Origin of the sequence: Ramlibacter monticola (assembly GCF_016722785.1) — a bacterium.
Lineage (GTDB): Bacteria > Pseudomonadota > Gammaproteobacteria > Burkholderiales > Burkholderiaceae_C > Ramlibacter > Ramlibacter monticola.
Genome location: NZ_JAEQNE010000005.1, coordinates 390,242 through 415,690, shown reverse-complemented (window position 1 = coordinate 415,690; position 25,449 = coordinate 390,242). Strand labels below are relative to the sequence as shown.

The following is a 25,449-nucleotide window of genomic DNA, read 5'->3' as shown; positions in this document are numbered from 1 at the left end:
CGGCATGCTCCCTTCGCTTCTCGCGCGCGACATCCAAGTCGGACTCAAGCAGTTTCTCGTTTCCGGCTTCGAGCCGGCAGACGCCTTCATGCACGGGCTAATGAGCCGGTTCGTCGAGGACGAAGAGGGATGGTTGAAGGGACCCTACGTCCAAGTCGGCCTCCCGTTCGCCCAGGGCTCGTCTGGCCGCAAGTTCTTCAAAGACTTCGACACTCCTCGCCCCGCCTGGAGTCACCAGGAACAGTCCTGGAAGCGCCTTTCTTCGAAGCACATGGCGGCCAGTACCTTGGTGGCTACCGGCACTGGCAGCGGCAAGACCGAGTGCTTCCTGTTCCCGGTCTTTGACCATTGCGCCCGTGAGCGGGCCGCGGGCAAGCCAGGCATCAAGGCCCTGGTCATCTACCCGATGAACGCACTGGCGACGGACCAGGCGCGGCGCATGGCGGAACTGGTCTCTGGAATTTCGGCGTTCGCGGGGCTGCGGGTAGGCCTCTATGTTGGCGGCATTGCCGGCAAGCCAGGCGAGGGCATGGTGATGACGCCCACTGGTGTCATCACAGACCGCGAAACGCTGCGCAAGAATCCGCCCGACATCCTGCTGACCAACTACAAGATGTTGGACTACCTGATGCTGCGGCCGAGGGACCGGCAGCTCTGGGCGCACAACACACCCACCACGCTGCGCTACCTGGTGGTCGATGAACTTCACACCTTCGATGGTGCGCAGGGCACTGACCTTGCGCTGCTGCTGCGCCGCCTGCGCGCCCGCCTGAAAGTTGATGGCGGCCAGCTTATCTGTGCGGGCACGTCCGCTACGTTGGGCGGCGCGTCCGACACCACGCCGCTGCGCGAGTATGCGCGGCAGGTGTTCGGCACGCCCTTCGCGGCGGATTCCGTCATCACCGAGAACCGGCTTTCGGTGGATGCCTTTCTCGGTGACGCGACGGTGGACCATATGTTCATCTGGCGCCCCGAGCTGGACCCGCTGTTCACTCCTGCCCAGTACGCGTCCCCGCAGGCAGCGGTGCTGGCTTGGTTCGGGGCATTCTTCCCCGGATTTTCCCAGCCGAGGGACGAGGTCGAAGTCGCAGGTGTCGCTTGGCGGCAGGCGCTGGGCGAGCAATTGAAGCGCCACCAGCTCTTTGTCAACCTGTTGCGGCTGATGAAGGGCGGCGTGGTCAACTACGCCTCGCTGGAAGAAGCGTTCGCCCGCAACATGCCATCCGCCACGCGCATCCAGGTGGCGCGAGTTCTCGACGCGCTGCTCGTATTGGTGGCGTGGGCGATGCGCGAAGGCAACCAGCCGCTGGTGACGCTGCGCGTGCAACTCTGGGTACGCGAACTGCGGCGAATGGTAGGCAAAATAGCATCGGACCCACAGGACGTGCGTCTGCGCAGCGAACGTGACCTGCCGGGAGAGCGCGATGGCGTCTACCTGCCCATGGTGCAGTGCAGCCAGTGCCGCACCACCGGGTGGCTGTCGCGTCTGGTGCCGGGTAGCAACAAGCTATCGACGCAGCTCGACGAAATTTACAACACATGGTTCTCGCGCAGGCCAGAGGCGGCCAGACTCTATGCGGCGCGCAGCGTCGGCCGCCCGCATGTGGATGGCGTCGAACAACATGTGTGCGTCGCTTGCGGCAATGTACAGGCGGCCGGTTCTGATGCAGGGGCGGCGTGCCTGGCGTGCGCGCATCAAGACCTGCTCCCGGTCTATCGCGTGACGGCTCAGCGCACGCAGGTCGTTGGAACCGCGCAATACACACGCCACGACGACACCTGCCCTGGCTGCGGAGAGCGTGACGAGTTGCTGCTGCTCGGCGCGCGCAACGCGACGCTGGGCTCGCAAATCGTGGAGGCAAGCTGGGCCAGCATCTTCAACGACGACAAGAAGCTGATTGCCTTCTCGGACTCCGTGCAGGATGCGGCGCACCGCGCAGGATTCTTCGGCGCTCGCACCTGGCTCAACAACGTCCGGACCGCCTGGGCGCACGTATTGGACCAACTCGAGGTCCCTCGCATGCCATGGACCCAGTTTCTGGCGCTCGCGGAAAAACGGTTCGACGAGGTCGGCTCGGTGCTGCATATGCCGCCTGAGACCTTGGTGGCGGAGTTCCTGGCGCCGAACATGACTTGGCATCACGATTGGTCCGTTGAGCTGTTGCAACACGGGCAGCTTCCCGCCAACTCCCGTCTGCCAGGCAAGGTGAAGAAGCGACTGTTGTGGCAGCTGTTCAGCGACCTGACATACCAAAGCCAGCGTGGGCGTACGCTGGAGCGAATCGGGAAGGCGACGCTGAGCGTGCCATGGTCGCGTGTGCAGGAAGTGGCCACGCATCTGATGCCAGTTTTTCGTGAGCAGTTCGGTGGCCAGGGGCTGGAGTCCTCCGTGCTCACCCAGTGGCTCTGGGGGCTGCTTGTGCACATGCGGCGCCGCGGTGGGGTCATGCACGCCGAGATGACGAACTACGCAGGCGATGGCAAGGTATGGATGCTCGCAAGGGGCGCTGGCAGGGCGGAATGGATGCCCAGGATGGGTGACTACGGGCCGCGCCCGGTCCTGCTCACGCTGGGCAAGCACCACGATTTCGACAAACTCACGGGGACCAACCGGTCAACCTGGTATGACCGCTGGGCCGCTGCGGCTCTGGGCTCACAGATGCTCCTTGCCAAGGGGATGGCGGCAGACCTCTACCGAGCGGCTTTCGATGCGTTGCTGGCAGCGGGAGTGCTGCTGAAGACCTCGCATCCCCTCGGTGACACGCTGGCCATCAATCCGGAAGCACTGGAACTCGACGCCGAAGTTGCGTTCATTGCGGTCGAGGGGAGCAAGCGGCGCCTGGCCGTGCCAAAGCGGGACTCTGAATACCTATTGGGCATGCCTTGCCTGGACGCCGTGGAGTCGCAATACGAACAACTCATTCCGGAGGCATCTGACTGGTGGTCCCGTCGGTTCAGTCAAGGTGACTTGCGCCGAGTGATTGCCGCGGAACACACGGGTTTGCTCGAGCGGCAGGAGCGTGAGGCCCTGGAGCTTCGCTTCAAGGACAAGAATCCCAAGCCCTGGTACGAAAACCTGCTGTCGGCGACGCCCACGCTCGAAATGGGGGTCGATATTGGTGACCTGTCGTCGGTGTTGCTGTGCTCAGTGCCACCGAACCAAGCCAGCTTCCTGCAGCGCATGGGCCGCGCCGGGCGGCGCGACGGCAATGCGATGACCACCACGCTGGCCGACGGCAACAGCCCACACGACCTCTACTTCTTTGCAGAGACCGAGGAGATGATGGCCGGCGAGGTGGCGCCCCCGGGTGTCTTCTTGCAGGCAGCCGAGGTGCTGCGACGCCAGCTTTTTGCGTTCTGCATGGATGACTGGGTGTCGAGTCTAGGCAACGCCACAGCGCTGCCCGAGAAGACCTCGCAGGCCTTGGACGCCATGGAGCAGGCGAAGTTGGACCGATTCCCGTACATCTTCGGCGACCATGTTTTGAAAAATGAACAGCGCCTGTTTGACAGCTTCATGGCGCTGCTCGACAAGGACGTTGACGATGTCGTTCGCGGGCGCCTGCGGGACTTCATGCAGGGACAAGGAGAAGCGGACGGCCTGCGCACCCGGCTGACCAAGGCGCTGGAGGAATTGGTCGAGGAACGACGCACCTATAAGAAGAAAAAGGACGAGCTCGACAAGGCGAAGACCAAGGTGCAGCAACAGCCGCAGGATGAAGCGACGCAGAACCAAATCGACAACCTGATGCGCGAGCGCGACAAGATGCTCGAGCTCATCAAGGAAATCAATGGGCGCGACCTGCTCAATACGCTGACCGACGCCGGGCTGATTCCCAACTATGCCTTCCCCGAGTCGGGCATCCAGCTGAAGTCCGTGCTATGGCGCAAGCGCGGTAACGACGAGCCTGGGAACGGCGCATACGTATCGCTGGCGACCCAGAAATACGAGCGGCCGGCGCAGTCGGCACTGTCCGAGTTCGCGCCCGAGAACCGCTTCTATGCCAACCAGCGGCGGGTGGAGGTCGACCAGATAAACATGAGCCTGGCCAAGACAGAGGACTGGCGCTTCTGTCCCGGCTGCCACCACATGCAGAATCTGCTCGTCGAACCTGACGTGCACCCGACCTGCCCGCACTGCGGCGACCCGATGTGGTCGGACGGCGGACAGAAGCGCACGTTGCTGCGCTTCCGACAAGCGATTGCCAACAGCAACGACACCGACGTCCGCATCGACGATAGCTCGGAAGACCGGGAGCCGAAGTACTACGTGCGGCAGCTGATGGCGGACTTCCAGCCTTCAAGCGTTCGCGAGGCCTGGCAGATTCCCACGGACGGCACACCGTTCGGCTTCGAATTCATTGCGCGCGTGACCTTCCGCGACGTGAACTTCGGAGAGCTCGCCAAGCCAGGTGAGACCTTCAAGGTCGCCGACAAGGACGCTCAGCGCCCCGGCTTCCGGCTTTGCAAGCATTGTGGAAAGGTGCAGAAGCCACCACGGCGTGGCGCGCAATCCGCCGAACAAAGCCACAGCTTCGACTGTCCAAAGCACGGGACCGACGACCCGGCCAACCTGCTGGAATGCCTGTACCTGTATCGGGAGTTCGAGTCGGAGGCGCTGCGTATCCTGGTCCCGTACACGAAGAGCGGCGTCGACGAGCGGGTGGTGCAGTCCTTCATGGCGGCCGTGCAACTGGGACTGAAGAGGCGATTCGGCGGAAAGGTCGACCACCTGCGGATGGTGCTGCAGGACGAGCCCGGAAAGGACGGGGGGCCTCGAAAGCACTTCGTCATGCTGTACGACTCCGTGCCAGGCGGCACTGGTTACCTTCACCAGCTGCTGGCTCACGATGCCCGCACCCTGGCTGACGTGCTGCGCCTTGCGCTCGATGCGTTGACTACCTGCTCCTGCAATCATGACCCGGAGAAGGACGGTTGCTACCGCTGCCTGTACCAGTACCGACTGGGCCGCAGCATGGAGCTGGTGTCACGTGACAACGCGAAAGCAGTCCTGTCCGAGCTGGTGGGGTCGCTGGACGCGCTCGAGCGCGTCAAGACCATTTCGGACATCTACATCAACCCGAACTTCGACTCGGTGCTCGAGGCCCGCTTCATCGAAAGCTTGAAGAAGCTCGGGGGCGTCGGAGGGTTGCCGCCGGTCAAACTGATTCAGGACGTGGTCAACGGCAAGTCGGGCTATCTCCTTGAAGTCGGCAGTCAGCGATACCGAGTCGAACCGCAGTCGGAGCTCAATGATGGCGTCGGAGTTTCTGTCTGGAGCCAGCCAGACTTCGTCATCTTTCCTTGGGCCGCGGGCTCGAAGCGCAGGCCGGTGGCCGTCTTCTGCGATGGTTGGGCGTATCACAAGGAATGCCTGCGGGAGGATGCACTGAAGCGCAGTGCCATCGTGTCGAGTGGGCGATTCTGGACGTGGTCTGTCACACACCAGGATGTCGCCTCGGCGCTTCTTGCGAGCCTGGATACCGACCTGGAGTCGCCTTTGGTCGCCTTGTCCAGGCACGATGGGGCAAAGGCGCCGGCAACTCTTCCACGCGCGCAGGAGAAGGCATTCACACAGAACGCCGTCGCGCGACTCCTACATTGGCTGGGAGCGCCAGAAGGCGAGGGGAGTGGGGATGGCGGCGTGGAAATTCAGCAGCGCAATGCAGCGTGGCTGACGTTCCTCATGGTGCCGGCCACGCCGCAAGACAAGACACTTGCTGATGACCAGCGTGGCCAATGGCTTGCCAGGCTACCGTCCCCCATCCGTGAGCCGGGCGGAGGTTACGCGCCTATGACGTCGAAGGCCAAGACAGGCACTGTGGCGCTCGGGTGGTGGCCCCTCTCGCTTGCCAAGGGCTTGCCGAGTACGCCGGGATGGTCGGTTCCTGCGGCCGTGATTCTCGACTCGGCCTCGGCCGAAGGAGATGAGTCACTGCACGCTCACTGGCGTCGTTGGCTGCAGCTGTTCAATGCCATGCAATTCCTGCCAGGCGTCCTGCTAGCCACCGCATCCGGCCTTGACGCGCATGACTACGAGGGACTTGCCGCTAGTCCGGGCGCTGGAGTGAGCCCAGGAAAGGCTGGTGACCACGGAGCGTTGAGTGGGGCGTGGCTTCAGGCCCTGTCAGAGGCGATGCCAGCTCTCTCTGCAGGTCTCAAGGAGCTGGCTGGGCAGGGTGCTTCAGTGCCGGAGGTTGGTCTGGAACTGGCCGACGAAAAGGGGCGAGTGCTTGCGGATTGCGAGCTCGCGTGGACTGCTTCCAAGCTGGTGGTGCTGCGCTCCGACCAGGAAGACGTTGGCGATGCGTGGCGCGCAGAGCACTGGACGGTGATTCTTCTCAATGACGCTGCGGAGGTCCAAGGGGAGCCCTGGCAGATTGCCGCAGCCAAGTGCCTCAATCTAGTGAAGACTGAGTCTGGAGGGAACAAGGAATGAGTCTGAAGCCAAAGGTCGCGCTGTCACAGGACTTTCTGATTCAGCTTTCAAAACTCCCTTCGAACGTCCATTCGAAGGTAATGAAATGGGCCATCCAGTTCCAGTCTGACCCGACGAGCCCGGGCATCAACTACGAGAACATCAACAGCGCCCGTGACTCCAACCTCAAGTCCGTTCGCCTGGACCGAGACTGGCGCGGCATCGTCTTCAAGCCAAGCAGCGGCGATGTTTATGTGCTGCTCTATGTAGACCACCACGACGATGCCTACAGGTGGGCCGAGAATCGAAGGCTTTCCATCAACCCGGTGACCGGGGCGATGCAGTTGGTTGTCATCGAGCGGCAGGCCGAGCCGGAAGCCCCTCCGTTGCAAGACCGGCCTAAGCTCGCTCCTCCGAGCCCGCCCGCTGCGGTCGCCGCCCCGCCTGTCTACGCGACGTTGTCGGACCGTGAATTGGTCAGCCTGGGAGTGCCGGAAGAACTGCTCTCGGAAGTTCGGGAGATTTGCGGCGAACAGGAACTCGACACGTTGCAGCCGCGATTGCCGGTCGAGGCGTATGAAGGTCTGTTCCTCGTTGCGGCGGGCGACTCTGTCAGCCAGGTGCTCTCGGAGCGGGAAACGAGAGTCGACAAGAAGGTCGACACTTCAGACTTCGCGGCGGCGCTGGCCACGCCAGAATCGCAGGCGCGGTTCGTTGTCGTGAACGACGACGAGTCAATGATGGCCATCATGAACGCGCCGCTCGAGCAATGGCGCGTCTTTCTTCATCCGACGCAGCACAAGCTGGCAAGTGGTGACCGTAGCGGCCCCGTGCGCATCCTGGGTGGAGCCGGTACGGGCAAGACGGTGTTGGCAATGCATCGCGCCAAGTGGCTGGCCGAAAGCCGCACGCCGGCGGGAAAAAAGGTCCTCTTCACGACGTTCACCCGGAACCTGGCGAGCGACATCGAACAGAACCTCCGGACCCTGTGCGGACCGTCGACCATGGAGAAGCTGGAGGTGCGCAACCTGGACTCATGGGTTCATGGCTTCATGCGCAGCCGAAAGCTTGAGCACCGCATCGTCTACGGCCGCCGAGATGACCCCGCCCGTCAGGCCTGGCAGAAGGCACTCGCAGTGCGTGACACCAAACTCGAGCTCACCGAGGAGTTCTACGAACAGGAGCTTGAGCAAGTCGTTCTTGCGCAAGGGATTACGACTCTTGAGGAGTACAAGGTGGCTCGGCGGACGGGCCGGGCCGGCGTGCTCAGTCGGTCGAAGCGGGAGGCTGTCTGGCCGGTGTTTGAAGAATACCGAGGCCAACTCGCTTCCCGAAAATTGAAGGAGGTTGACGACGCGTACCGCGAAGTGGCCGCACTGCTCGCGGACTCACAAGCGGACGGTCAGTACAGCGCCATCGTGGTGGATGAAACGCAGGACCTCGGGCCGCAGGCTCTAAAGCTGCTCCGGGCACTCATCGCTCCAGGACCCAACGACCTGTTCTTCGTGGGCGACGGGCATCAACGCATCTACAGCCGGAACCGAGCGGCGATGAGTCGTTGCGGCATTGACATCCGCGGACGCGCCCGAAAGCTGTACCTGAACTATCGCACGACGGACGAAATCCGCCGCCAGGCGGTGGCGCTACTGGAGGGCTGCGAGGTCGACGACCTGGACGAAGGCCACGATGAAGTTCGGCGGTATCGGTCACTGTCGCATGGTCCGACACCGGAGGTTTTGACGGTCAAGGGATTGGAGGGTGCGGCAGCCGCGGCCACTCGCTTCATCAAGGAGCTAAGGGCGGAGTGGAGCGGGGAGAGCGCCCCCTCCGTGTGCGTCATCGCGGCGACCGAAAAGCAAAGGGAAGCGCTGGCTTCCCAGCTCCAGGGAGCTGGGCTCAATGGCGTCACCATTTCCGCAGAGAGCAATCACGCAGATGCGCGCGACGTTGTTCACTTTGCGACGATGCATCGGGCAAAGGGACTGGAGTTCGATGCAGTTGTAGTGGTTGCGCCGGACGACTTTCTGGGTGTTCCGGAGGAAACGGTGAACCAGCGCAAGCTTCTGTATGTTGCGCTGACACGTGCTAAACGGGCTGCGCTGCTTATCCGGTTGAAGTGAGCAGGTAGCGCAAAGCCAAACAAGAAGCAGGAGGAGAGGGTATGGCACAACGCGAGACGATGTCGCTGAAGGACGGACAAGCCCAAAAGCCAGTGGCAAAGCTACTGGTCGCCAACGGGCGATATGTCACCCGGGGCGCGCCGCGAAGTGGCGGGTTGGCTTCCGTGTATCAAGCCACCGACACGGACTCCGGGGATACGGTGGCCCTCAAGGTCTTCAAAACGGGAGAGGGAACGGACCCCGTCGTCGAAGAGTCGTTTCGCAGAGAGGTTCAAGCACTGACTGACCTGAAGCATCCGAACATCGTGCGCATCGTGGATTCGGGAAGGGACTCAGAGGCGGACGTTCACTACATCGTCATGGAATGGGTGGATGCCGACCTGCGGCAGCTCTGTGAACGGGAGTCTCTCAAGACCTGGGATGAGTTCTATCGCACGGCGGGGGGCGGTGTGCTCGAGGCCCTTGTGTATGCGCACTCCCGCTCCACAGTACATCGGGACGTGAAGCCAAGCAATGTGCTCGTGAGCGGCGATGGAGTGGTGAAGCTGTGCGACTTCGGGATATCCAAAATCCGGAGGTTCCTATCACCGGGGGTCACACTGCGACAGTTTGCTTCCATGCCGTTCGCGCCGCCAGAACCCGACGACGGAAGCTATAGCTACAGCCGTGATGTGTTCGGCTTTGCAGCGCTGGCAGTCGTTTCCCTTGCGAAGGCACCGATTGGGACGCACAGGGAGCTTCTCGCGGCGCTAGAAGAGGTCGCGATTCCGGAATCGCTGCGCACGTTGTTGCGCCGCTGCCTCAATCTTGACGACCCGACAGCGCGTCCGACCAACGCGGTGACGTTGCGGGCGGAACTGGAACGCGCATTGCCACCGGCGGCGGCGCGTCACGACCAAGGCGTGCTGTTCACTCTCACGAACAAGGTCCGTCGCGTCCTCGAGGCAGATATGGGTTTGCGAGCGGATGCTGCCGACCGGTTCGCTGAGCGTGACCTTGAGGGCGCAGTCGCCGAGGAGCTCGCCCCTACCCCCGACCACCCCGAGAGGGCGCTGCGGCTGTACGGTGGAAAGTACGGATACAACGCGGTCGTTGAAGAGTCCGGATGCAAATTGGTGCTGGTTTCCGCAATGGAGCCGTCTGCATCCGAACTGGACCGTAGACGAGCTGCGGCCTGCGAAGTGGGTCTCCGGCTTCAGCTCGCGGGCACCGGCTTAGCGGCGTCGAAGGAGGCGTTGGCCGGACTCACTGAGCGTCTCCTTTTCTTTTCGGGGGAACAGAAGCTTCGCAAGCTCGAAGAGAAGGAGCAGGCCATCTATCGAAAGTGGCTCAACCTGCTCAGTGCAAAGACGGAGCTGGAGAAGCTCCGGCGCTTCAGCATGGAGTACGTCAAGCGGGACGCCCAGGGAGAGTTCCTGAAGCTCACTCCCAAACCGGGGGTGTCGGTCGGTGGGCTGATGGAGCAAGACGTCGCCATCGAAGTTCGGGGAGGAAGGACTTTCCGAGGGAAGGTCGTATCGGCGTCGGCTGGTGCGATAAGTATCCGCCCGAGTGAGTGGAACGAGGTGGAAATGTCCGCTGTTTCCTCGGAAGGAACGCTCGAGAAGGACACCAGGCGAACCGACGTCGCCTTGGACAAGCAGAAGGCAGCGGTTGATGCGGTCCGGTACGGGCGTTCGGTCGACACAGAGCTCGGGAAACACATCGTCAATCCTGACCAGGTCCTCGTTCCCCCGCTGGTACAAGTAGAGTTCATCCAAACGAACATCGACGAGGACAAGAAGGAGGCTGTGGTTGCCGCCTTTTCCGGCCCCGAGTTGATGATTGTGGAGGGCCCACCCGGTACGGGTAAGACGACGTTCATCACGGAACTCGTACTGCAGACGCTGCGGGCGAATCCCACCGCGCGGGTGCTCCTGACCTCGCAGACGCACGTGGCCCTGGACAACTCCCTCGAGCGCATCGTAAAGGTCTCTGGCGAACCGGTTGAAGCTGTCCGAATCGGTCACGAAAGCAATGACCGGATTGCAGATTCAACACGGAGACTTATGCTCGACGCGAAGCTTCCCGAACTTCGGAAAAGGGCGCTTGCCCCGGGTCGGGCCTTCGTGGAACGCTGGGCCAGCGAGCGCGGTGTCAATCCAAAGGACATGCGGCGTGCTATGGCGCTGGAGCGGCACGCTGGACTGAAGGCTCGGCTCGAAGGCGTGGAGGCTGACCTTCACGCCTTGCAGCCTCAGCTCACAGACGACTACCGCAAGACCCTCGACCCTGAAGCCCGGTCTGAGCTGGACGACCGCTTCGAAGGGCTGACTTCAGAGCGTGAGGAGCTTGCCCGAGCGCTCAAGGAGTCCTGGTCGGAGCTTGCTGTCTACGTCGAGGAAAAGGAAGACCTGAAGGAGTATGAAGCGAGCAGTGCGGCAGATTTGAAGGTGTGGGCTGAGGCGTTCGCCGGCGACAGCCCGCATCGCGTGCAGCTACGCGCGTTGCTCCAGGCTCACGGCGATTGGGAGGCGCGGTTCGGGCGTAGCAGTCAGTTCCAGGCTGCCGTCATTGCTGGGTCCCAGGTCGTCGCGGGAACTTGTCTGGGCGTGATGGGAATCCCCGGCCGCAGCGAAATTGTCTACGACCTCTGCATCATCGACGAGGCCTCCATCGCTACGCCCACAGAGGCGCTGGTGCCGATGTCCAGGTCTCGGCGGACCGTGCTCGTGGGCGATAGCAAGCAGTTGCCGCCCTTTCAGGACGCGGAGTTGAGGAAGGCCGGTCTTCTGCTGAAGTTTGACCTTCAACCTCAGGACCAGAAGGCGACGCTCTTCAATCACCTCCGCGACGGTTTGCCTTCTGGGCTGAAGAAGGCACTTTGGACCCAGCACCGCATGATTCCGGCCATCGGCGACCTCGTGTCCGAATGCTTCTATGGCGGCGACCTGAAGACAGTCGAGCGTGCGCAGGAGACCAGCTTGGTGGGCGCGACACCTCGCCCGGTAACCTGGTATTCCACCAGTCGGCGTTCCGACCGGGCGTCGAGGACCGTAGATGGCGGAACCTCCCACTACAACCTCTGTGAGGTCGATGAGGTCACGAGGTTGCTGGGGCGCATAGACTTTCGGGTTCAGAAAGGCAAGGGTGACAAGAAGAAGTTCAGCGTGGCTGTCCTGACCGGATATTCGGCTCAGATGGAGCGGCTCAACACGGCCATCGCCACGTCTCGCCACAAGTGGGCGACCTACACAGACATTTTTGTCAACGTGGTGGATGCCTTCCAGGGCAGGGAGGCCGACATCCTCATCTTCTCACTAACTCGCTCCGGCGCAGATACGCTCGGCTTCTTGCGGGACATGGAGCGCATCAATGTGGCCCTATCGAGAGGCAAGGAGCTATTGGCCATTGTTGGTGACCATGCGTTTTGCCAATCAGTGCCCGACGCAGTCAACCCGCTGCGGGAAGTTCTTGATTACATCCGCGGCAATCCTGGCACTTGTGAGCTGGTCGAAGTGGAGGTCACGCGATGATTCTCGAGGAAGTTCTTGAACGAGCGGCGCAGGAATACCCCGGCTACGAAATTGCAACCTTTCGGGAAGCGGGCCTACCTGTCTACGCGTTGACTCTCAAAGTACTGGTTCTCGAGCGGAAAGAGTTGAGCCCTATCGAAGAAGGCGTTCTGCGTGCTGTCCACGCCGGTCTGGCGGACACCGACGACATCGTGCAGTTCCTCGGGCTACCTTCTTCGGTGCTGACGCCTGTCCTTGCCGCTCTGAATTCAGCTGAACTCGTGAACTACATGCGCTCGGTGGGTGATGCCTCGCCCAAGGTCGCCATGACTGCGAAGGGAAAGACCGCACTCATGGAGTTAGTCACCGTGGCACCGGAGGAGAGAACGATTCCGGTCTGCTTCGATGCTCTCACACGCAAGCTGCTTTTCATCAGCCCGGAGCAGCTGTATCGGCCTCGGGACATGCGGGAATTTGGCATGCTCGAGGTGTCTCCCGCGTCCAGTAAGAGACCGGAGAAGGAGGACATCCCCGTAGAGGAGTTCGACAAAGTGCTGCAGCGCCGGCGAACCAGCGATAGCAAGCCGGAGCTGTTGGCCATTCGGCGCATCGAGCGACGGGAGATGCGGTTTTTGGATTGTCTGCTCGTCTACTACCGGAACGTCGCCAACCCCCAAGACATCCGGGTGGGATTCTGGAAGGAAGATGGACCTTCTGTGGAGCACGAGAACGCATTCCGAGCCCTGGGTGGGCCGGAACAGGTGGGTGCAAAGCTCCTGGCAGAGAAGAAGCCGTCGCTGGAGGAAATGGCGGCACCTTTGATTTCCAACGTTGAACCCCCAAGCGGCGAAGGAGTAGCTGCAGCTCGAGCGCCGTCGGATGGCCCGGCCGGTGATGCTCAGCCCCTGATGGGCGACACGTTGCAGTATGTTCAGTGCCACGAGCATCCCAAACTCTTGAGACGGGCACTCACTAGCGCGAAGAAGAGGCTGGTCATCATTTCGCCGTGGGTGCGCCACCAGGTTGTGGACTGGGGCTTCATCGCGTCCCTTGAAGCGCTGTTGCGCCAGGGTGTGCAGGTGGACATCGGGTATGGCATCGACGAGGGGGCCGATGATGGCCGGAAGGACCCGACCGCCAAGGTCGCCATCACGAAGGAGGCGGAGCGCGATTTGAGAGACCTCGAAAGACGCTTCAAGAACTTTCGCCTCACCCTAGTGGGCAACACGCACCGCAAACAGCTGATTTGTGATGACGAGTTCGCCGTTACGACCAGCTTCAACTGGCTTTCGTTCAAGGGTAGCTCTCGAGGAAAGCCGCGGGATGAATTCGGGGTAGTGGTGCGGAAGAAGCCGTATGTGGAGAAGGCATTTGAGGATGCCAAGCGATTGCTTGCGGACGGCTACACGGGACGGTGACAACAAAGGCGGCATCAATCTGAACTCACCGTTAGCAAGCTACCGCTTCATTGAAGCCAAAGCGCACGGTAACTCTGAACCTGTTCGCCTACGCCGCCGCACTCGTGAGGAACGCTGTTAGCATGAAATCTTCCCAATCCCCTATCACCAGAGACGCCGAGCAGGCGGTATTTGGCGTCAACGGCTCCCTGATGCTGGAAACCGTTCGGACCACTGTCCGGGCGCTGGAGGGCGCGCCTGTCCGCTACAAGTACCTGTCGTTGGACGAGCACGAGGCGCTGTTCAAGACAGACGCGACGGCCGGCGTAAGAGTACAGATGACCGAGCTGCTGTACCACGCGCACTTCGCGGCTGTCGCGACACTCGTGCGTGCGTACCGCTGGGCCGAGGGATGTATTGCCGCCTACTCGCAAGATTTGTTTTTGCCATTCTGTGCCTCCGCGCGTGGCCTTCTCGAGGCCACTGGCGACTCGTATGACGGGTTGCCTCGTGTGCCGCTTGCGCTTGCGGGACAGAAGGCGAACATCCAGAAAGCCTTGAAAGGCGCGTCGCCGCCGCTCCAACTCAGATACAAGGAGCTTGAGGATGTCCTTCTCCATTTCTCTCACGCCAAGCGAGTGGACAAGTCGCAAAGGGCTACGTCTCCGGATTACGTTCCGGCCAAGCTGCCGAGTACCTATACGAAGCCGCTCGAAGACTTCCCTCCGGGCGGGTTCTACGACTGGTACCAAGAGCTATGCGAGTTGACGCATCCTGCAAGTGACAGTGTCTGCTACATGCTCGTGCCCGATACAGAGGGGCGCCTTGAATTCCAAGCATCCGTAGACCGCGAACGTATCCAAGCCCATCTAAACAGGAATCAAGCCAGACTGGCTGAGGTACTCAGAATTTCTCAAGTGCCCGCCCTCGTGATGCTGCGTGTGCTCTTGTACGTTGGTCCGCCGGAGCTTCACGTCAGCGCGGTAAAGGCCATCGACCTCCGGCAAATCGGACTTTGGCGAAAGTGCGCCGCGGCCCTTGAAGTTGAGCCATAAAGGGCCGCACCCAGGCGGTTTGCCGCTCTCTCGCGGCGGCTAAGCTCAGAATACCGTGTCCGCCGGCGGTCCTCTCATGGTGCGAGTTGCTGCCGCGACCCACCGAGTCAAGGCGAGGCGGGCGGCTCCAGTACCCCGTTGTCGGACGCGAATTCCTCCGAGGCACTCTCAATGTGCTTGCGAGCCTCTCTAACCGAGTACCGCTGCTGCCGCCTACCCTTCTCGGCCTCAAGGTACGCAGTCTTGAACTCTTCGAAGTCTGAGCTTCCGTGCACCGCCTGGTGAATCGCCGCTAGGGAGTCACTGAATTCTCTCTCGGCTGCACGGAGGCGCAGCTCCACCTCAAAAATGTACCCGGCCGTGGTCATTACGCAGTCGCTCCTTCCACTGTCGCAAGATACGGCCCTCGTCCTCGATTTCACACGTGGCGAATTCGACGGCCTTTTCCCACTGCACCTTGTCCGCCCATTGCGCCGGAGTCGTCTCAGGGGCGGCGTTCACCCTGATGCGTGAGCCATCAAGTCGCACAGGACGGTAAATAAGTGGGTCACTTACCGGATGCGCAGGCCACATTGAGATTTGCTTGGGTGGCGAGGAAGAACGGCCGGCTCGCCGGCGTTCATGCCTCTGGAAGAGGCCCGGCACGCGTACGAGGCAGCTACTTCCGCTCCGCCAGCAGCGGCGAGCGACCGACCTTCTTGGGACGCGGCGCTTGGGGCTTCGGGACGTCCTGGTAGCCTGCTGCCTGAATCTTCTCGTCTAGCGTCGGAAGGCTCCACTTGCGCTGCAGTCGCAGACTGTTCATGCCGCCATTCCAAGCGTGCAGCATTCTGGGCCCGATGTCCTTGAACGACGAATATGTGTGGGACGCCTGGATGACTTGGGCCGAAACGTCGACCATCGCCTCACAGATTTTTTCGATACGCGTCTGAATCTCTGCCGGCTTTAAGACGCAGTGGGTCTGCAGGTACAACTCAAGTGCTTTCCCTGGGCTCCATGTGCTCCGTCCGTGAACAGGCATGCCAGGGGGGTTCTTGCAGTAGTCCTCATACACCGAAATCGTGAGCATGTCGTAAACCGGGGCAAGGTGTACGTCGTGCGAGCCTGAATACAGGAGGGCGATGTTCTTCGTATGGCAGTCCGCATTGCGAAGTGCGTATGTCAGAAGCAGGAGGTCTCCCAGAGAGGCCAGTGCTTGCTGCTGACGCTCAACGGGGACGACGTCCTTGATGCGGTTCGCCACCTTTTCCCACGTGGACTCGTATTTCTGTTCCGGCCTCAGGGCGAGAAGACTGCACAAGTCCTCCATCCCCAGGCGAGAGCCATCCTCGGCATAGTCGAACCGGTGCACGACCAGAGCTTGGCCATCTTCGGAAACTTCTGTCATCGCAGTGGAGATGCCGGCTCGCCGCGCCACTTCCATGCAGAAATGCTCATTCAGCGCGACGCCCGGCAGACGCGAGGTGGTTCCCTTGACGATGAACTTCTCTGTGGCCAGTGTTCCCTTGTTGTGCTCGCCAATCACATTGGGCGAAAGGAACTTGGGTACAACCCCCGAGACTCCCGAGGCCGCAAAGCGCCGGACCAACTGCACGAATGCCTCTTCGGAGTTGTCTCCCCGCAGAATATCCTTGACCTCGAAGGGCAGCGGCTCTGAGTTTGGATTGGCGCCTTCTGGTGCGACCTTTACTCTCCCGATGGCATTCCTTCCCACTACTGAGAGGAGACTCAAGGGAGATGCTCCCACGTGCGGACCGAGCTGCTCCTGCAGAATGGACAGCAAGAACCCTTCCGGCAAATTCATGCGGAATACGGGGTGCAACTCAGGGTAGCTGTAGGACTCCGTCCGAACAGGCATTAGCAGCGAGATGAACTGCTCTTCCTGGGCCTGCGGGTAGTACGTGACAACGTGTTTGTAGCTGTCCGGGGAGTCCAGAGTTGCGACTGCTTGGTTCTGAACGAAGACGGTTAACTTCAAGCCGTCATCGCCGCAGAAGAGCTGGCCTCGTGCCGACGCTGCTCAAGGGCATCGTCCAACGTAAAACGAGGCCGATTCGGACTAACGGCCAACCCGCATCCAAGAACTTCGAGCACGCGCAAGAGCTTGCGCGAGCCAAATTCTGCAACCTGTCCTGTCTCAAAGCGAGCCAGCGTCGACTGGCCCATTCCGGTGAGCGCACCTAGTTGCTTCTGAGTGAGGCCCTTCGCTTTGCGAAGGCGAGCCACTTCTCTGCCGAGGTCGGTGAAGTCTGAAAGATGTTGCTGCATTTGCTATATCCCCTTTCCAGTCCTCAATGCTGCTAATGCTATCAAGCCGAACAACAGAGGGCACACGTGGTTAGTGTCTATGTGACGTCACTAAGTTCACTGAGTAGGGTGAGACTGTTGACGGGCAATATAGCACATACGGCACTTTTGTCAAGCCTCCCAGGCTCCGCAGCGTCAGACGAGTATGACAAATAAAGCACCGAGCGCACGCCTTGAAACCTTGAGTGAGCTGTATATCAATACAGTCAAATCTCTTGTTTGGGAGTGCGGAAGGCTCTCGGAGCGAGCGTTCAGCTAGGGTGCTTCACGTGCGTTGAAGCACGACTTAGTGATGGCTGCGAGCCGGCGCACAAGCCCCACGGTGCTGCGTCTGCTCGTGCTTGTCCAATACGCCCTTGGCGCTGCCCGTTGATGGCGACGGCGCAGAGGCCGAGTGACGCGGGCTGCTAGCGCTGTACCTGTTGTGCTCGACGAGGGTGAACTCCATGGAAATCTCCCGCCAAGACCTTTACGAACGTGTCTGGAAGACGCCTCTGCGCAAACTCGCAACCGAGTTCGGCATCTCGGACGTGGGACTTGCCAAGGCCTGCCGCCGGCACGCCATTCCGACGCCCCCGATGGGGCATTGGACGCGCATTGAGCACGGCAAGAGCTCAGAACGTCCGCCTCTGCCCGCCGCCCCGCACGGCGACACAGTCTCACTTTCGCAGGAACAAAGTCGAGCCCAGCGCCTGCCGACAGGCGCTCCTGTCCTCAAGGAGGTCAAAGTCCCGGTTGCGTCCGATACGGCCAGCCTCACTCCCTTCGCCAAGGCCACCTTCGCCACGCTTTCCAAGACAAAGCCCGACAGGGCGGGCCTCGTGTCCTGCGGCGGTGGCGCGCACTTCCAGGCGACGGTGAGCCCGGCGCTGGCCGAGCGTGCCTGCCGCATCCTGGACGCCATCGAGCGCAAGCTGCCTGAGCTTGGGGGACAGGTCACCAAGGGCGCCGACAACAAGCCCCTCTATTTAGATATGGGCGGCCAGCCAGTCACCTTCACCCTCACGGAGCGCTACACCCGCACGGAAATCATCCCAGAATCCGAGCGCAAGTCCCCGTACCCCCGCAAGGAGTACGCGTACCACCTCACCGGGGAGCTGAAGTTCGCCATTGAGGGCTACTTCGAAGGCCGCAAGACCTGGTCGGACGGCACCCGCGCGAAGCTGGAAGACAAGCTCCCGGAAGTCCTCGCAGGCCTGGCCGCCGCGGCGGCCGCCATGAAGCAGCTGGCCGAGGAGCGTGCAGAGCAACACCGGCGCTGGGAAGAGGAAGCGCGCATCCGGCAAGAGCGGGAGGAAAAGGCGCGGCGCAGGGCAGCGTTTCGGGAGGCGTTCGCCACGGAGGCGGCGGGCTGGCAGCGCCACCAAGCAGCGGCCGAGTACCTCGCGCACCTGCGCAAGAGCCTGGAAGGCGACCCCCAGCTTCCCGAGCTGAGCACCGAGTGGCTTGCCCATGCCGAGCAGGCGGTCGCGGACCTGGACCCCACGGGGCGGCGTCTTCGGTTGCTACACGAGGGAGTCAAACCCGACTGGTACGGCCCGTTCGGCGCGAAGCTGGTGGAGGACAAGCGCCCGCCGGGCATCTAGGGCTGATGCCCGCGCGACCTCGTACACGCGCCGGGGCATGCCGGCACGGCCGCCGGATGGCGCTTTGAAGAGCTCGTCGCTACAATGAAGGCACTCGGAATTTCTGGCGCAGTTTCTGGCAATCCCGAGTGAAAGTGGGTGCGAACCGGTGCGTTTGACTGCGTTTTGCTGCGGTCCACTGCGCTGTAAGTACTTGATTTTGTTAGTATTGCGTGTGGACGGCGAGTCACTGCAAAGCGGATTTGGGATTGAAAATCCGCGTGTCGGTGGTTCGATTCCGCCCCAGGCCACCAGATCCAAAGCCCCCAGGTGATCCCACCTCGGGGCTTTTTCCTTTCCGTGCCCGCGGTTGGTCGTCCGGCAGTCCTCCCCACTTCCAGCACATTCGGGCAATGGAAGAAAAGCGGGCTTGCGCAGCAAGAGTTGGGACGGGTTCACGTCCAGGGAATCAGCGCGCCGCGCCCAGCAGCCGGTCGAAGCCGGGATAGCGCTGCGGGGTGACGGTGACCTTGTGCGCCGCGCCGCCCCACTTCTCTCCCGCATCTACGCGCGCGAGGAAGCTCTCCGCATCGCTCACCCACGCGGCACCCACCGCGCTCACCCCCGCCGCGAACAGCGCGTCTGGCGGGCAGCCGGCCGACGGCCCCACGATCGCCACCGCGTCCGCGTGACGCCAGTACGAGGCGACCTGCTCGAAGGTGTCGTTCAGCAGCAGCGTGCTGGTGGACACGATCTTGTTGCAGCCCGCCAGCCGGCCCGGGTCGAGCGTGACGGCGAGCCCCGGTTCCTCGCGCACGAGTTCCGCTTTCAGTTCGAGCACGACGACGGGGATGCCGAGCGCAAGCGCCTCCCGGATCAGCGGCGTGAAGTGGCCCACCATGCCGAGGCGGTCGCCGTGCGCGAGCGCAAGCGAGCCGAAGGAACCGACCGAGCCGTCCGGCTCGAATCCGGCGCGGTCGTAGAGCCGGCGCGTCAAGGCGTTGATCGTGGCGAGCCCGAGGGCGCGCGCGGCGGCATCCCCGGCGGCATACCCCGCGACCAGCTCCGACGCGGAGCGGCCGGCGGGGCTCGGCCGCGCATGCAAGGCCCGCAGCGTGCCGTCCAGGAGCGTGAACGACAGGCCCACGCTGCCGTCATCGAGTTGCACCGCGCAGAACTCGCCCTCCTTGCCGGGGTGTGCCACCGGCGGCGGCAGCGCGAGGCGCTCCACCCGCGAGGGGCCGAGCGCGGCTTCGATGCGGCGGGCCGCATCGACCAGCCAGAGGCGAACGGGCGCAGTGCTCATGCGCCCATTGTGGCCTCGGGCCGTGAATGGACGAGGGGACGACGGCGCGGGCCGCTGGGCAGCATGGCTGCGCTGGCCGGCGGCATCGCACTTCGGGCGGGGCGGGAATACCCCGCGTCCTTTGCCTCCGGCCCCGCCGGGGCGCCAGAATGCCCGCTCAGGAGTCTGGCGATGGCAAAGTTCAAGCTGCTGGCGTTCGAAGTGGTGATGCTCCCCGCGGCGCTGGCCGCCTGCGCCGGTGCTCCGGTCGACCAGGTCGTCAAGCCCGAGATCCTGTTCGCTTCGGGTGACGTCATCCGGCTCCAGTGGAATCCCCAGCAGACCGGCGAGTCCAGGGTGCTCGGCACGGTGCGCGCGTTCTGCGGCGGCCGCAACTTCGACGAGGTGCCCTCGCCGCAGGACGCAAGTCCTTCCGGCCCCTCGAGGACGAAGACCTGGCGCTGCCACCTCTTCCCCGGGTCGGGCGCCGGCGGCATGTAGCGCAAACGCGCGGCGCTACCCCGGGGCGTCGCCGCCCAGGCCCACCAGCGGGAACTCCCGCCAGAGGTCCGTCAGCTGCGCGTGCAGCACGGGGGTGAAGTCGTGCGCCAGGTAATAGAGCACCGTGAGCCCCATCGTCGCCAGCAGGAAGGTGCGGCACAGGTTCGCCGGTTGCCAGCGCGCATGCTCCGTCACGGCGCGTGGCATCCGGTTGCGCGTGGCGGCGAGCACGAACAGCGAGAACAGCATGGGCAGGTCCGAGATCGCCTCCATCGCGTCCAGCATCGGCATGGTCCCGGCCATCAGCGCCAGCATCACGGCGGCCGCCACCTGCGAGGACGCCCGCCCGAACAGCAGCACGAACGCGAGCCCCACCTCGACGAAACCGGCCGCCAGCGTCCAGAACGCCGGGTCGAGCCCCAACTGCAGCATCGGCAGGCGCTGCACCAGGGCCTCGGAAGTCCAGTCGGGGTAGAGCCAGCGCTCGATCCCCACCCAGAGGAAGTTGCCGGCCACCAGGATGCGCAGGACCAGCAGGCCGGTCGTGGCACCTTGGCGCGGCGACAAGTGGTCCAGCGCCAGGAACACGCAAACCCCGAAGAACAGCTCATAGTCGAGCAACTGGCCCGCCCCCTGGAGATGGGACGGATGCAGGTACAGCAACAGCATGCCCGCGCAGGCCGGGAGCACCCCGGAGGGGAACAGGAGGCCGAGGGCGATCAGCAGCTTCAGGGGAACGATCCAGTCGCCCGGGGATTTCACCTCCGGCGTCCAGGCGGAGGAGGTGTCGCCGAAATGGACCGCGACCGCCGCGAAGAACACCGCCACCGCCACGCGCAGCACAGGCGCCGCGGCCGGTGTCGCCCGGGCGTCACAGTCGGCCAGCAGGCGCATGAACGACGATCCGCCGGCGGCCAGCCGGGTATCGGCGCGGCGCACCCAGGCGAGCACGGCCAGCGTCACGACCAACAGGGCCAGGAAGTCCAGCGACGCGAGCAGCGTTTCCATCGATTCCGGCGCCGTGTCGGCGTGCGCCGCGCCGGTGAACCAGCGGACGTGCGCCTGCGCCGCATGGGGCAGCGCGAACAGCAGGGCGGCGCCGCACGCGATCGCGCTGCGCCCCATCGCTTTCGAGCGTTCCCCTCCAGCCTGCGACATGACGAGTCTCCTCCGGGCGCGCCTTGCGCCATTGCGTCTTGGTACGTAGCAATTTGCATTCCACCAAAGGAAAGGGGCGACCGCCCGCGCGGCCGCCCCCTCCCACCCCCGGAGCAATCAGTCGCTCACGCCGAAGCCGAATCCGCTACGGAATGTCGGGATGCCGACGGAAGGCGCGTAGTCCACGCCTTCCCAGGACGGCAGCGGCGTCGGCATCAGCATGAACTGGCCGGGCTTCTCGAGGTCCCACCGCAGCAGCATGGAGCTGTCTTCGTGCTGCGTGTTGTGGCAGTGCTCGACGTAGGTGCCGGCGAACTCGCGGAACCGGATCGCGAATTCCACGGTGGACGTGCTCTCCTCCTCGCCGCCGATGCGGTAGACGTCCTTGCGCGCCCACTTCTCCCACTCCGGCGGCGCCTTGCCTCCGCGCTTGAGGATGATGCCTTCCTCGAAGTGCACGTGCACCGGGTGGCTCCAGCCGCCGCCGGTCTTCACCTCCCAGACTTCGACGGTGCTGTCGCCGCTGTAGCCGCCCGGCGTGGGGCCGGTGGCGAGCTGCGGGGCGGCGTCGATGCGGCGCGGGTCGGCCAGGTAGGCCGTGCCCTCGTCGGTCTTGACCGTCCACGGCAGATCGTCCGTATTGGTAGAGCGGCCGAACACGAACTCGCGGCGGCGCGCATCGCGCAGCGTCTGCAGGTAGCCGGGATTGCTGCGGTCCAGCCACAGCGGCACCATCTTCCTGCCCGCCGGCTTCCCGGCCTTCGCCGGCTCGTAGTCGGCCGGGTTCATGCTCAGGTCGGTGCCGGCGTACGGCTGGACGACCATCTGCATCACCATGCCCACGCCCGGGTCGCCCTCCCGCCAGCGGTGGTCCTGGCCGTCCTTGCGCTCGATGACGGCCTTGTACTCCTCGCTCAGGACTTCCGACAGCGGGATGTTCTTCTTCACCCCGATGCCGGTGTCGTGCTCCATGATGTTCACCAGGTACAGCCTGGTGCCCACGGCGAGCCTGGAGAAGTCCACGACGATGTCGTAGCGCTCCGCGATGGCCTGCAGCGGCAGGATGCCGTTGTGCTCCTGGCGGTCGCCGTCGCCGTCCAGGTCCATCGAGCCGTCGAACGGCACCGCGTGCTCCAGGATGTTGCCGTCGTTGGCGATCATGTGGAACGGGACGCGCTTGTACGACTTGTTGGACTTGCGCGGGCCGGGCATCGCGCAGGTCTTCTCGCCGGCGCACTCGGCCACCAGCGCCAGCGTGAAGTAGCGCGACACCGATCCGTTGAGGATGCGGAAGCGGTACTTGCGCGCCCGCACGTCGAGCGTCGGGGCCCACTGCCAGTTCACCGTCATCCGGTCGCCGATGAAGCCGTCGGCGTTGAACGGGTTGAACCACAGTTGGCCGGAGCGGTCCCAGGCCTTGTCCGCGATCACGAGGTTGACGTCGTAGTCGCGGTTGCCCCAGGGCAGCGCCGAGCCCGACGGCATCCGCAGGTTCGCCCCGTCGTTGATGGACTCGTTGCCGCGATCGAGCGCGGAGTAGTAGTTCATCATCGCGGCGTTGCCCTTGTAGACGTTCTGCGCGGTGAAGTCGACCATGTGGTCGTGGAACCAGTGGGTCGACATCGTCTCGCGCCAGTCGCCGCGGATGTTGATCCGGCCGTTCTCGCAGGTCTTCAGCCCCGGGGTGGCATCGTTGACCCATAGCGTTTCGCCGGGGCCGCACGGGAAGGCCGCCAGCTTCTCGCCGGCCGCCGTGTTGATGCTGTCGTAGCCCGCCAGCTGCAGCGGCCAGCGGTAGTCGTAGAACTGGCCGGGGAAGAAGAAGGCGTTGGCGAAGCCGTCGCTTTCCGCCGGGTTGTGGCCGTTGTGCTCGTGCGTCGAGATGGTATGCAGGCCGAACCCGTGGTTGGCCGCCGGGTCGATCGGCAGCGCGTTGTAGTGGCGCATGAGGACCGGCTGGCCATAGCGCACCATCAGCAGCTTGGGCGGCAGCGTGCCGTCGAAGGTCCACACCGACTTGTGGTCCTGCACCGGCATCTTGGGGTGGATCCGGATCTCCGTGCCCCGGGTCGTGCCCCCGTGGTGGTACAGGCCGCCGGGTCCGAACTCGCCGTACCTGTACTGGTGCAGCTGCTTCGCGTCGCGCAAGCCGCCGTTGACGCGCGCGCCCGCCTGCACCGTCTTGAAGTAGGACTGCGGGTAGAACTCGTTCCAGCGCTGGTGGGCCCAGCCCTCACCCGGCGGGCGGCCTTCGGCGGGGGCCCGCGCGAGATAGCGTTCCAGGAACAGCTCCACTTCCGGCTTCCACGGATTGGTCAGGCCGTCGTTGGCCATGCGGGTGGGGAAGGGATGCAGGCCGGACTGCTGCAGGAAGGTGTCCAGCTCGCCGGACTCCGGGCTGCTGCGCGAGACGCTGGAAGGGTCCTGCTGCGGCGCGGCACCGACCTTCGGCAGGGGGAAGGGCAGGGTGCCTGCCGCTTCGTCGGGGTTGAGCCGGTCGGTGCCGAACTCTTCGAACATCAGCAGCTTCTGCGTCCAGGGTTGCGCGCCGAACAGGGAGCTGGGGTACCCATTGGTGGGGTAGTTATAGGAACTCAGCGCCTCGCGCGGCAGCACGTTTCCGGCACTCACCTGTTCGCGGGTGAGGTGCTCGTGCTCCTGGATCTCCATCGCGCCCGCATTCGTGTGGGGCTGCGTGGCCAGCTCGCCGATCGCTGTCAGCGGATCGGCGGGCTGTTCCGTGTAGCGGGACGGATCGGTGGCTGGCGGCTCACCGAACGAGTCCAGGTCCGATGCGAAGCTGGCGTTCAGGCTCATGGAGCCGATCGCGGCAGCGCACACGGCGGTCAGGACACACCAGCTTCTTCTCGTGGGGCGTGCTGTCCGACGCCCCCGTGCGTCTTTCGTCATTGCTTTTCCTGAAGGTTGGTTGAAGCGCTGCGATATGCAACGTCTCTGCAGATACTGCAAGTACCTGTAACGCACCCTATGTGCCCGGGGAGAGGACGCGGATTGCTAGGTCCAAGGGCCTAGAGCGAGAACCAGAACTGTTTGCGTTCTCCTTACAGGGCCCCGCCAATGGGGGGGAAAGCAAGACCCATAGTCGGGGAACTTCCCCACCATCGGGCCCCGGGGTGCGGCACCAAGGTGCCTTGTCGTGCCGGCGGATTCCTGACCGGGAAGCGCTTGACGAACGTCAAGCGGCCTGGCGTCCGCCGCCCGCATGCTCCGCCCCACCGTTTCTCCGCCAATGGGTCCGCCATGCACGTCGTCCACACGCTCCCCGAACTGCGCGAGCACCTCGCCGCGTTCCGGCGCCCTGCCTTCGTGCCCACGATGGGCAACCTGCACGAGGGCCACATCGCGCTCGTGCGCATGGCACGGCCGCTGGGCGACGTGACCGTCGCCAGCGTGTTCGTCAACCGCCTGCAGTTCCTGCCGCACGAGGACTTCGACAGCTACCCGCGCACCCTGGCCGGGGACGCGGAGAAACTGGCGGCGGCCGGCTGTGACCTGCTGTTCGCCCCGGCCGAGCGGGACCTGTACCCCGAGCCCCAGACTTTCAAGGTGCACCCCGATCCGGTGCTGGCCGACATCCTCGAGGGCCAGTTCCGCCCCGGCTTCTTCACCGGCGTCTGCACGGTGGTGATGAAGCTGTTCCAGTGCGTGCAGCCCCGGTTCGCCGTGTTCGGCGAGAAGGACTACCAGCAGCTGCTGGTGATCCAGCGCATGGTGCGGCAGTTCGCCATGCCGATCGAGATCGTCCCGGCCGCGACGTACCGGGACGGCGACGGGCTGGCGCTGTCCTCGCGCAACGGCTACCTGTCGGCCGAAGAGCGCCGAGAAGCGGTGGAGTTGTCCCGCGTGCTGGCGCGCATGGCGCAGCAAGCGCGCGCGCCGGGCGCCGACCTCCCGTCCATCGAGGCGGCGGCCCTGGCCACCCTGGCGCAGCGTGGCTGGGCGCCCGACTACCTGGCCCTGCGCCGCCGGTCCGACCTGCAGACCCCCGGGCCGGGCGACGCGCTGGTGGCGCTGGGCGCGGCCCGGCTCGGGACCACGCGCCTGATCGACAACCTCGCGGTGTAGTCCGCCCGGGCGCGTCGCCTGCGCGCGACACGCGTCCCCGGCTTGGGCGCACGTCTACGCCCT

General features: G+C 63.7%; 14 protein-coding genes. 8 read left to right on the top strand and 6 right to left on the bottom strand.

Going from position 1 to position 25,449, the window contains the following annotated elements; translation table 11 throughout:
- The first annotated feature begins 4 nt into the window (after positions 1-4).
- The 5 genes from JJ685_RS20735 to JJ685_RS20715 all read left to right on the top strand — a co-directional run bounded on the left by JJ685_RS20735 (position 5) and on the right by JJ685_RS20715 (position 14,484).
- On the top strand, positions 5-6,439 hold the full coding sequence (locus JJ685_RS20735) for a DEAD/DEAH box helicase (protein ID WP_201676228.1): 6,435 nt from the start codon (positions 5-7) through the stop codon (positions 6,437-6,439).
- Positions 6,436-8,538 (top strand): UvrD-helicase domain-containing protein, encoded by a 2,103-nt coding sequence (locus JJ685_RS20730; protein WP_201676227.1) that lies wholly within the window; start codon positions 6,436-6,438, stop codon positions 8,536-8,538. The genes JJ685_RS20735 and JJ685_RS20730 overlap by 4 nt, the downstream gene beginning before the upstream one ends.
- A 41-nt stretch (positions 8,539-8,579) precedes the next feature.
- A complete protein-coding gene (locus tag JJ685_RS20725) occupies positions 8,580-12,053 on the top strand; it encodes a serine/threonine-protein kinase (RefSeq protein ID WP_201676226.1) in 3,474 nt (1,157 codons plus the stop codon).
- Positions 12,050-13,450 (top strand): phospholipase D-like domain-containing protein, encoded by a 1,401-nt coding sequence (locus tag JJ685_RS20720; protein WP_201676225.1) that lies wholly within the window; start codon positions 12,050-12,052, stop codon positions 13,448-13,450. The genes JJ685_RS20725 and JJ685_RS20720 overlap by 4 nt, the downstream gene beginning before the upstream one ends.
- A 122-nt stretch (positions 13,451-13,572) precedes the next feature.
- On the top strand, positions 13,573-14,484 hold the full coding sequence (locus tag JJ685_RS20715; RefSeq protein ID WP_201676224.1) for a hypothetical protein: 912 nt from the start codon (positions 13,573-13,575) through the stop codon (positions 14,482-14,484).
- Positions 14,485-14,591: 107 nt separating this feature from the next.
- Here the strand turns inward: JJ685_RS20715 and JJ685_RS20710 are convergent, their stop codons facing one another.
- From JJ685_RS20710 to JJ685_RS20700, 3 genes are all read right to left on the bottom strand, one after another.
- The gene (locus tag JJ685_RS20710) at positions 14,592-14,852 is read right to left on the bottom strand and encodes a hypothetical protein (RefSeq protein WP_201676223.1); all 261 of its coding nucleotides are present in this window, start codon (positions 14,850-14,852) and stop codon (positions 14,592-14,594) included.
- A gap of 290 nt (positions 14,853-15,142) precedes the next feature.
- A complete protein-coding gene (locus tag JJ685_RS20705) occupies positions 15,143-16,462 on the bottom strand; it encodes a type II toxin-antitoxin system HipA family toxin (RefSeq protein ID WP_201676222.1) in 1,320 nt (439 codons plus the stop codon).
- A complete protein-coding gene (locus tag JJ685_RS20700) occupies positions 16,459-16,752 on the bottom strand; it encodes a helix-turn-helix domain-containing protein (protein WP_201676221.1) in 294 nt (97 codons plus the stop codon). The genes JJ685_RS20705 and JJ685_RS20700 overlap by 4 nt, the downstream gene beginning before the upstream one ends.
- Before the next feature lie 485 nt (positions 16,753-17,237).
- On the opposite strand from JJ685_RS20700, the gene JJ685_RS20695 reads away from it, so the two are divergent.
- Positions 17,238-18,377: a hypothetical protein gene (locus JJ685_RS20695; RefSeq protein WP_201676220.1), complete on the top strand. Its 1,140-nt coding sequence runs from the start codon at positions 17,238-17,240 to the stop codon at positions 18,375-18,377.
- 448 nt (positions 18,378-18,825) lie between these two features.
- Here JJ685_RS20695 and JJ685_RS20690 read toward each other — a convergent pair whose 3' ends face one another.
- On the bottom strand, positions 18,826-19,662 hold the full coding sequence (locus tag JJ685_RS20690; RefSeq protein WP_201676219.1) for a Rossmann-like domain-containing protein: 837 nt from the start codon (positions 19,660-19,662) through the stop codon (positions 18,826-18,828).
- 171 nt (positions 19,663-19,833) lie between these two features.
- Between JJ685_RS20690 and JJ685_RS20685 the strand changes: the two genes are divergently transcribed.
- Complete coding sequence (locus JJ685_RS20685) at positions 19,834-20,142, top strand: hypothetical protein (RefSeq protein WP_201676218.1); 309 nt, start codon at positions 19,834-19,836, stop codon at positions 20,140-20,142.
- Between the two features lie 15 nt (positions 20,143-20,157).
- On the opposite strand, the gene JJ685_RS20680 is transcribed toward JJ685_RS20685, so the two are convergent.
- Complete coding sequence (locus JJ685_RS20680; RefSeq protein ID WP_201676217.1) at positions 20,158-21,300, bottom strand: DoxX family membrane protein; 1,143 nt, start codon at positions 21,298-21,300, stop codon at positions 20,158-20,160.
- A 117-nt stretch (positions 21,301-21,417) separates the two neighbouring features.
- On the bottom strand, positions 21,418-24,117 hold the full coding sequence (locus JJ685_RS20675) for a multicopper oxidase domain-containing protein (RefSeq protein WP_201676216.1): 2,700 nt from the start codon (positions 24,115-24,117) through the stop codon (positions 21,418-21,420).
- Positions 24,118-24,561: 444 nt separating this feature from the next.
- On the opposite strand from JJ685_RS20675, the gene panC reads away from it, so the two are divergent.
- Complete coding sequence (gene panC / locus JJ685_RS20670) at positions 24,562-25,386, top strand: pantoate--beta-alanine ligase (protein ID WP_201676215.1); 825 nt, start codon at positions 24,562-24,564, stop codon at positions 25,384-25,386.
- Positions 25,387-25,449 lie beyond the last annotated feature (63 nt).

Bases quoted from the DNA above. Each gene is read 5' to 3' on its own strand.
- JJ685_RS20735 (WP_201676228.1), top strand. From the start codon at position 5: ATGCTCCCTTCGCTTCTCGCGCGCGACATCCAAGTCGGACTCAAGCAG.
- JJ685_RS20730 (WP_201676227.1), top strand. From the start codon at position 6,436: ATGAGTCTGAAGCCAAAGGTCGCGCTGTCACAGGACTTTCTGATTCAG.
- JJ685_RS20725 (WP_201676226.1), top strand. From the start codon at position 8,580: ATGGCACAACGCGAGACGATGTCGCTGAAGGACGGACAAGCCCAAAAG.
- JJ685_RS20720 (WP_201676225.1), top strand. From the start codon at position 12,050: ATGATTCTCGAGGAAGTTCTTGAACGAGCGGCGCAGGAATACCCCGGC.
- JJ685_RS20715 (WP_201676224.1), top strand. From the start codon at position 13,573: ATGAAATCTTCCCAATCCCCTATCACCAGAGACGCCGAGCAGGCGGTA.
- JJ685_RS20710 (WP_201676223.1), bottom strand. From the start codon at position 14,852: ATGACCACGGCCGGGTACATTTTTGAGGTGGAGCTGCGCCTCCGTGCA.
- JJ685_RS20700 (WP_201676221.1), bottom strand. From the start codon at position 16,752: ATGCAGCAACATCTTTCAGACTTCACCGACCTCGGCAGAGAAGTGGCT.
- JJ685_RS20695 (WP_201676220.1), top strand. From the start codon at position 17,238: ATGGAAATCTCCCGCCAAGACCTTTACGAACGTGTCTGGAAGACGCCT.
- JJ685_RS20690 (WP_201676219.1), bottom strand. From the start codon at position 19,662: ATGAGCACTGCGCCCGTTCGCCTCTGGCTGGTCGATGCGGCCCGCCGC.
- JJ685_RS20685 (WP_201676218.1), top strand. From the start codon at position 19,834: ATGGCAAAGTTCAAGCTGCTGGCGTTCGAAGTGGTGATGCTCCCCGCG.
- JJ685_RS20680 (WP_201676217.1), bottom strand. From the start codon at position 21,300: ATGTCGCAGGCTGGAGGGGAACGCTCGAAAGCGATGGGGCGCAGCGCG.
- JJ685_RS20675 (WP_201676216.1), bottom strand. From the start codon at position 24,117: ATGAGCCTGAACGCCAGCTTCGCATCGGACCTGGACTCGTTCGGTGAG.
- panC (WP_201676215.1), top strand. From the start codon at position 24,562: ATGCACGTCGTCCACACGCTCCCCGAACTGCGCGAGCACCTCGCCGCG.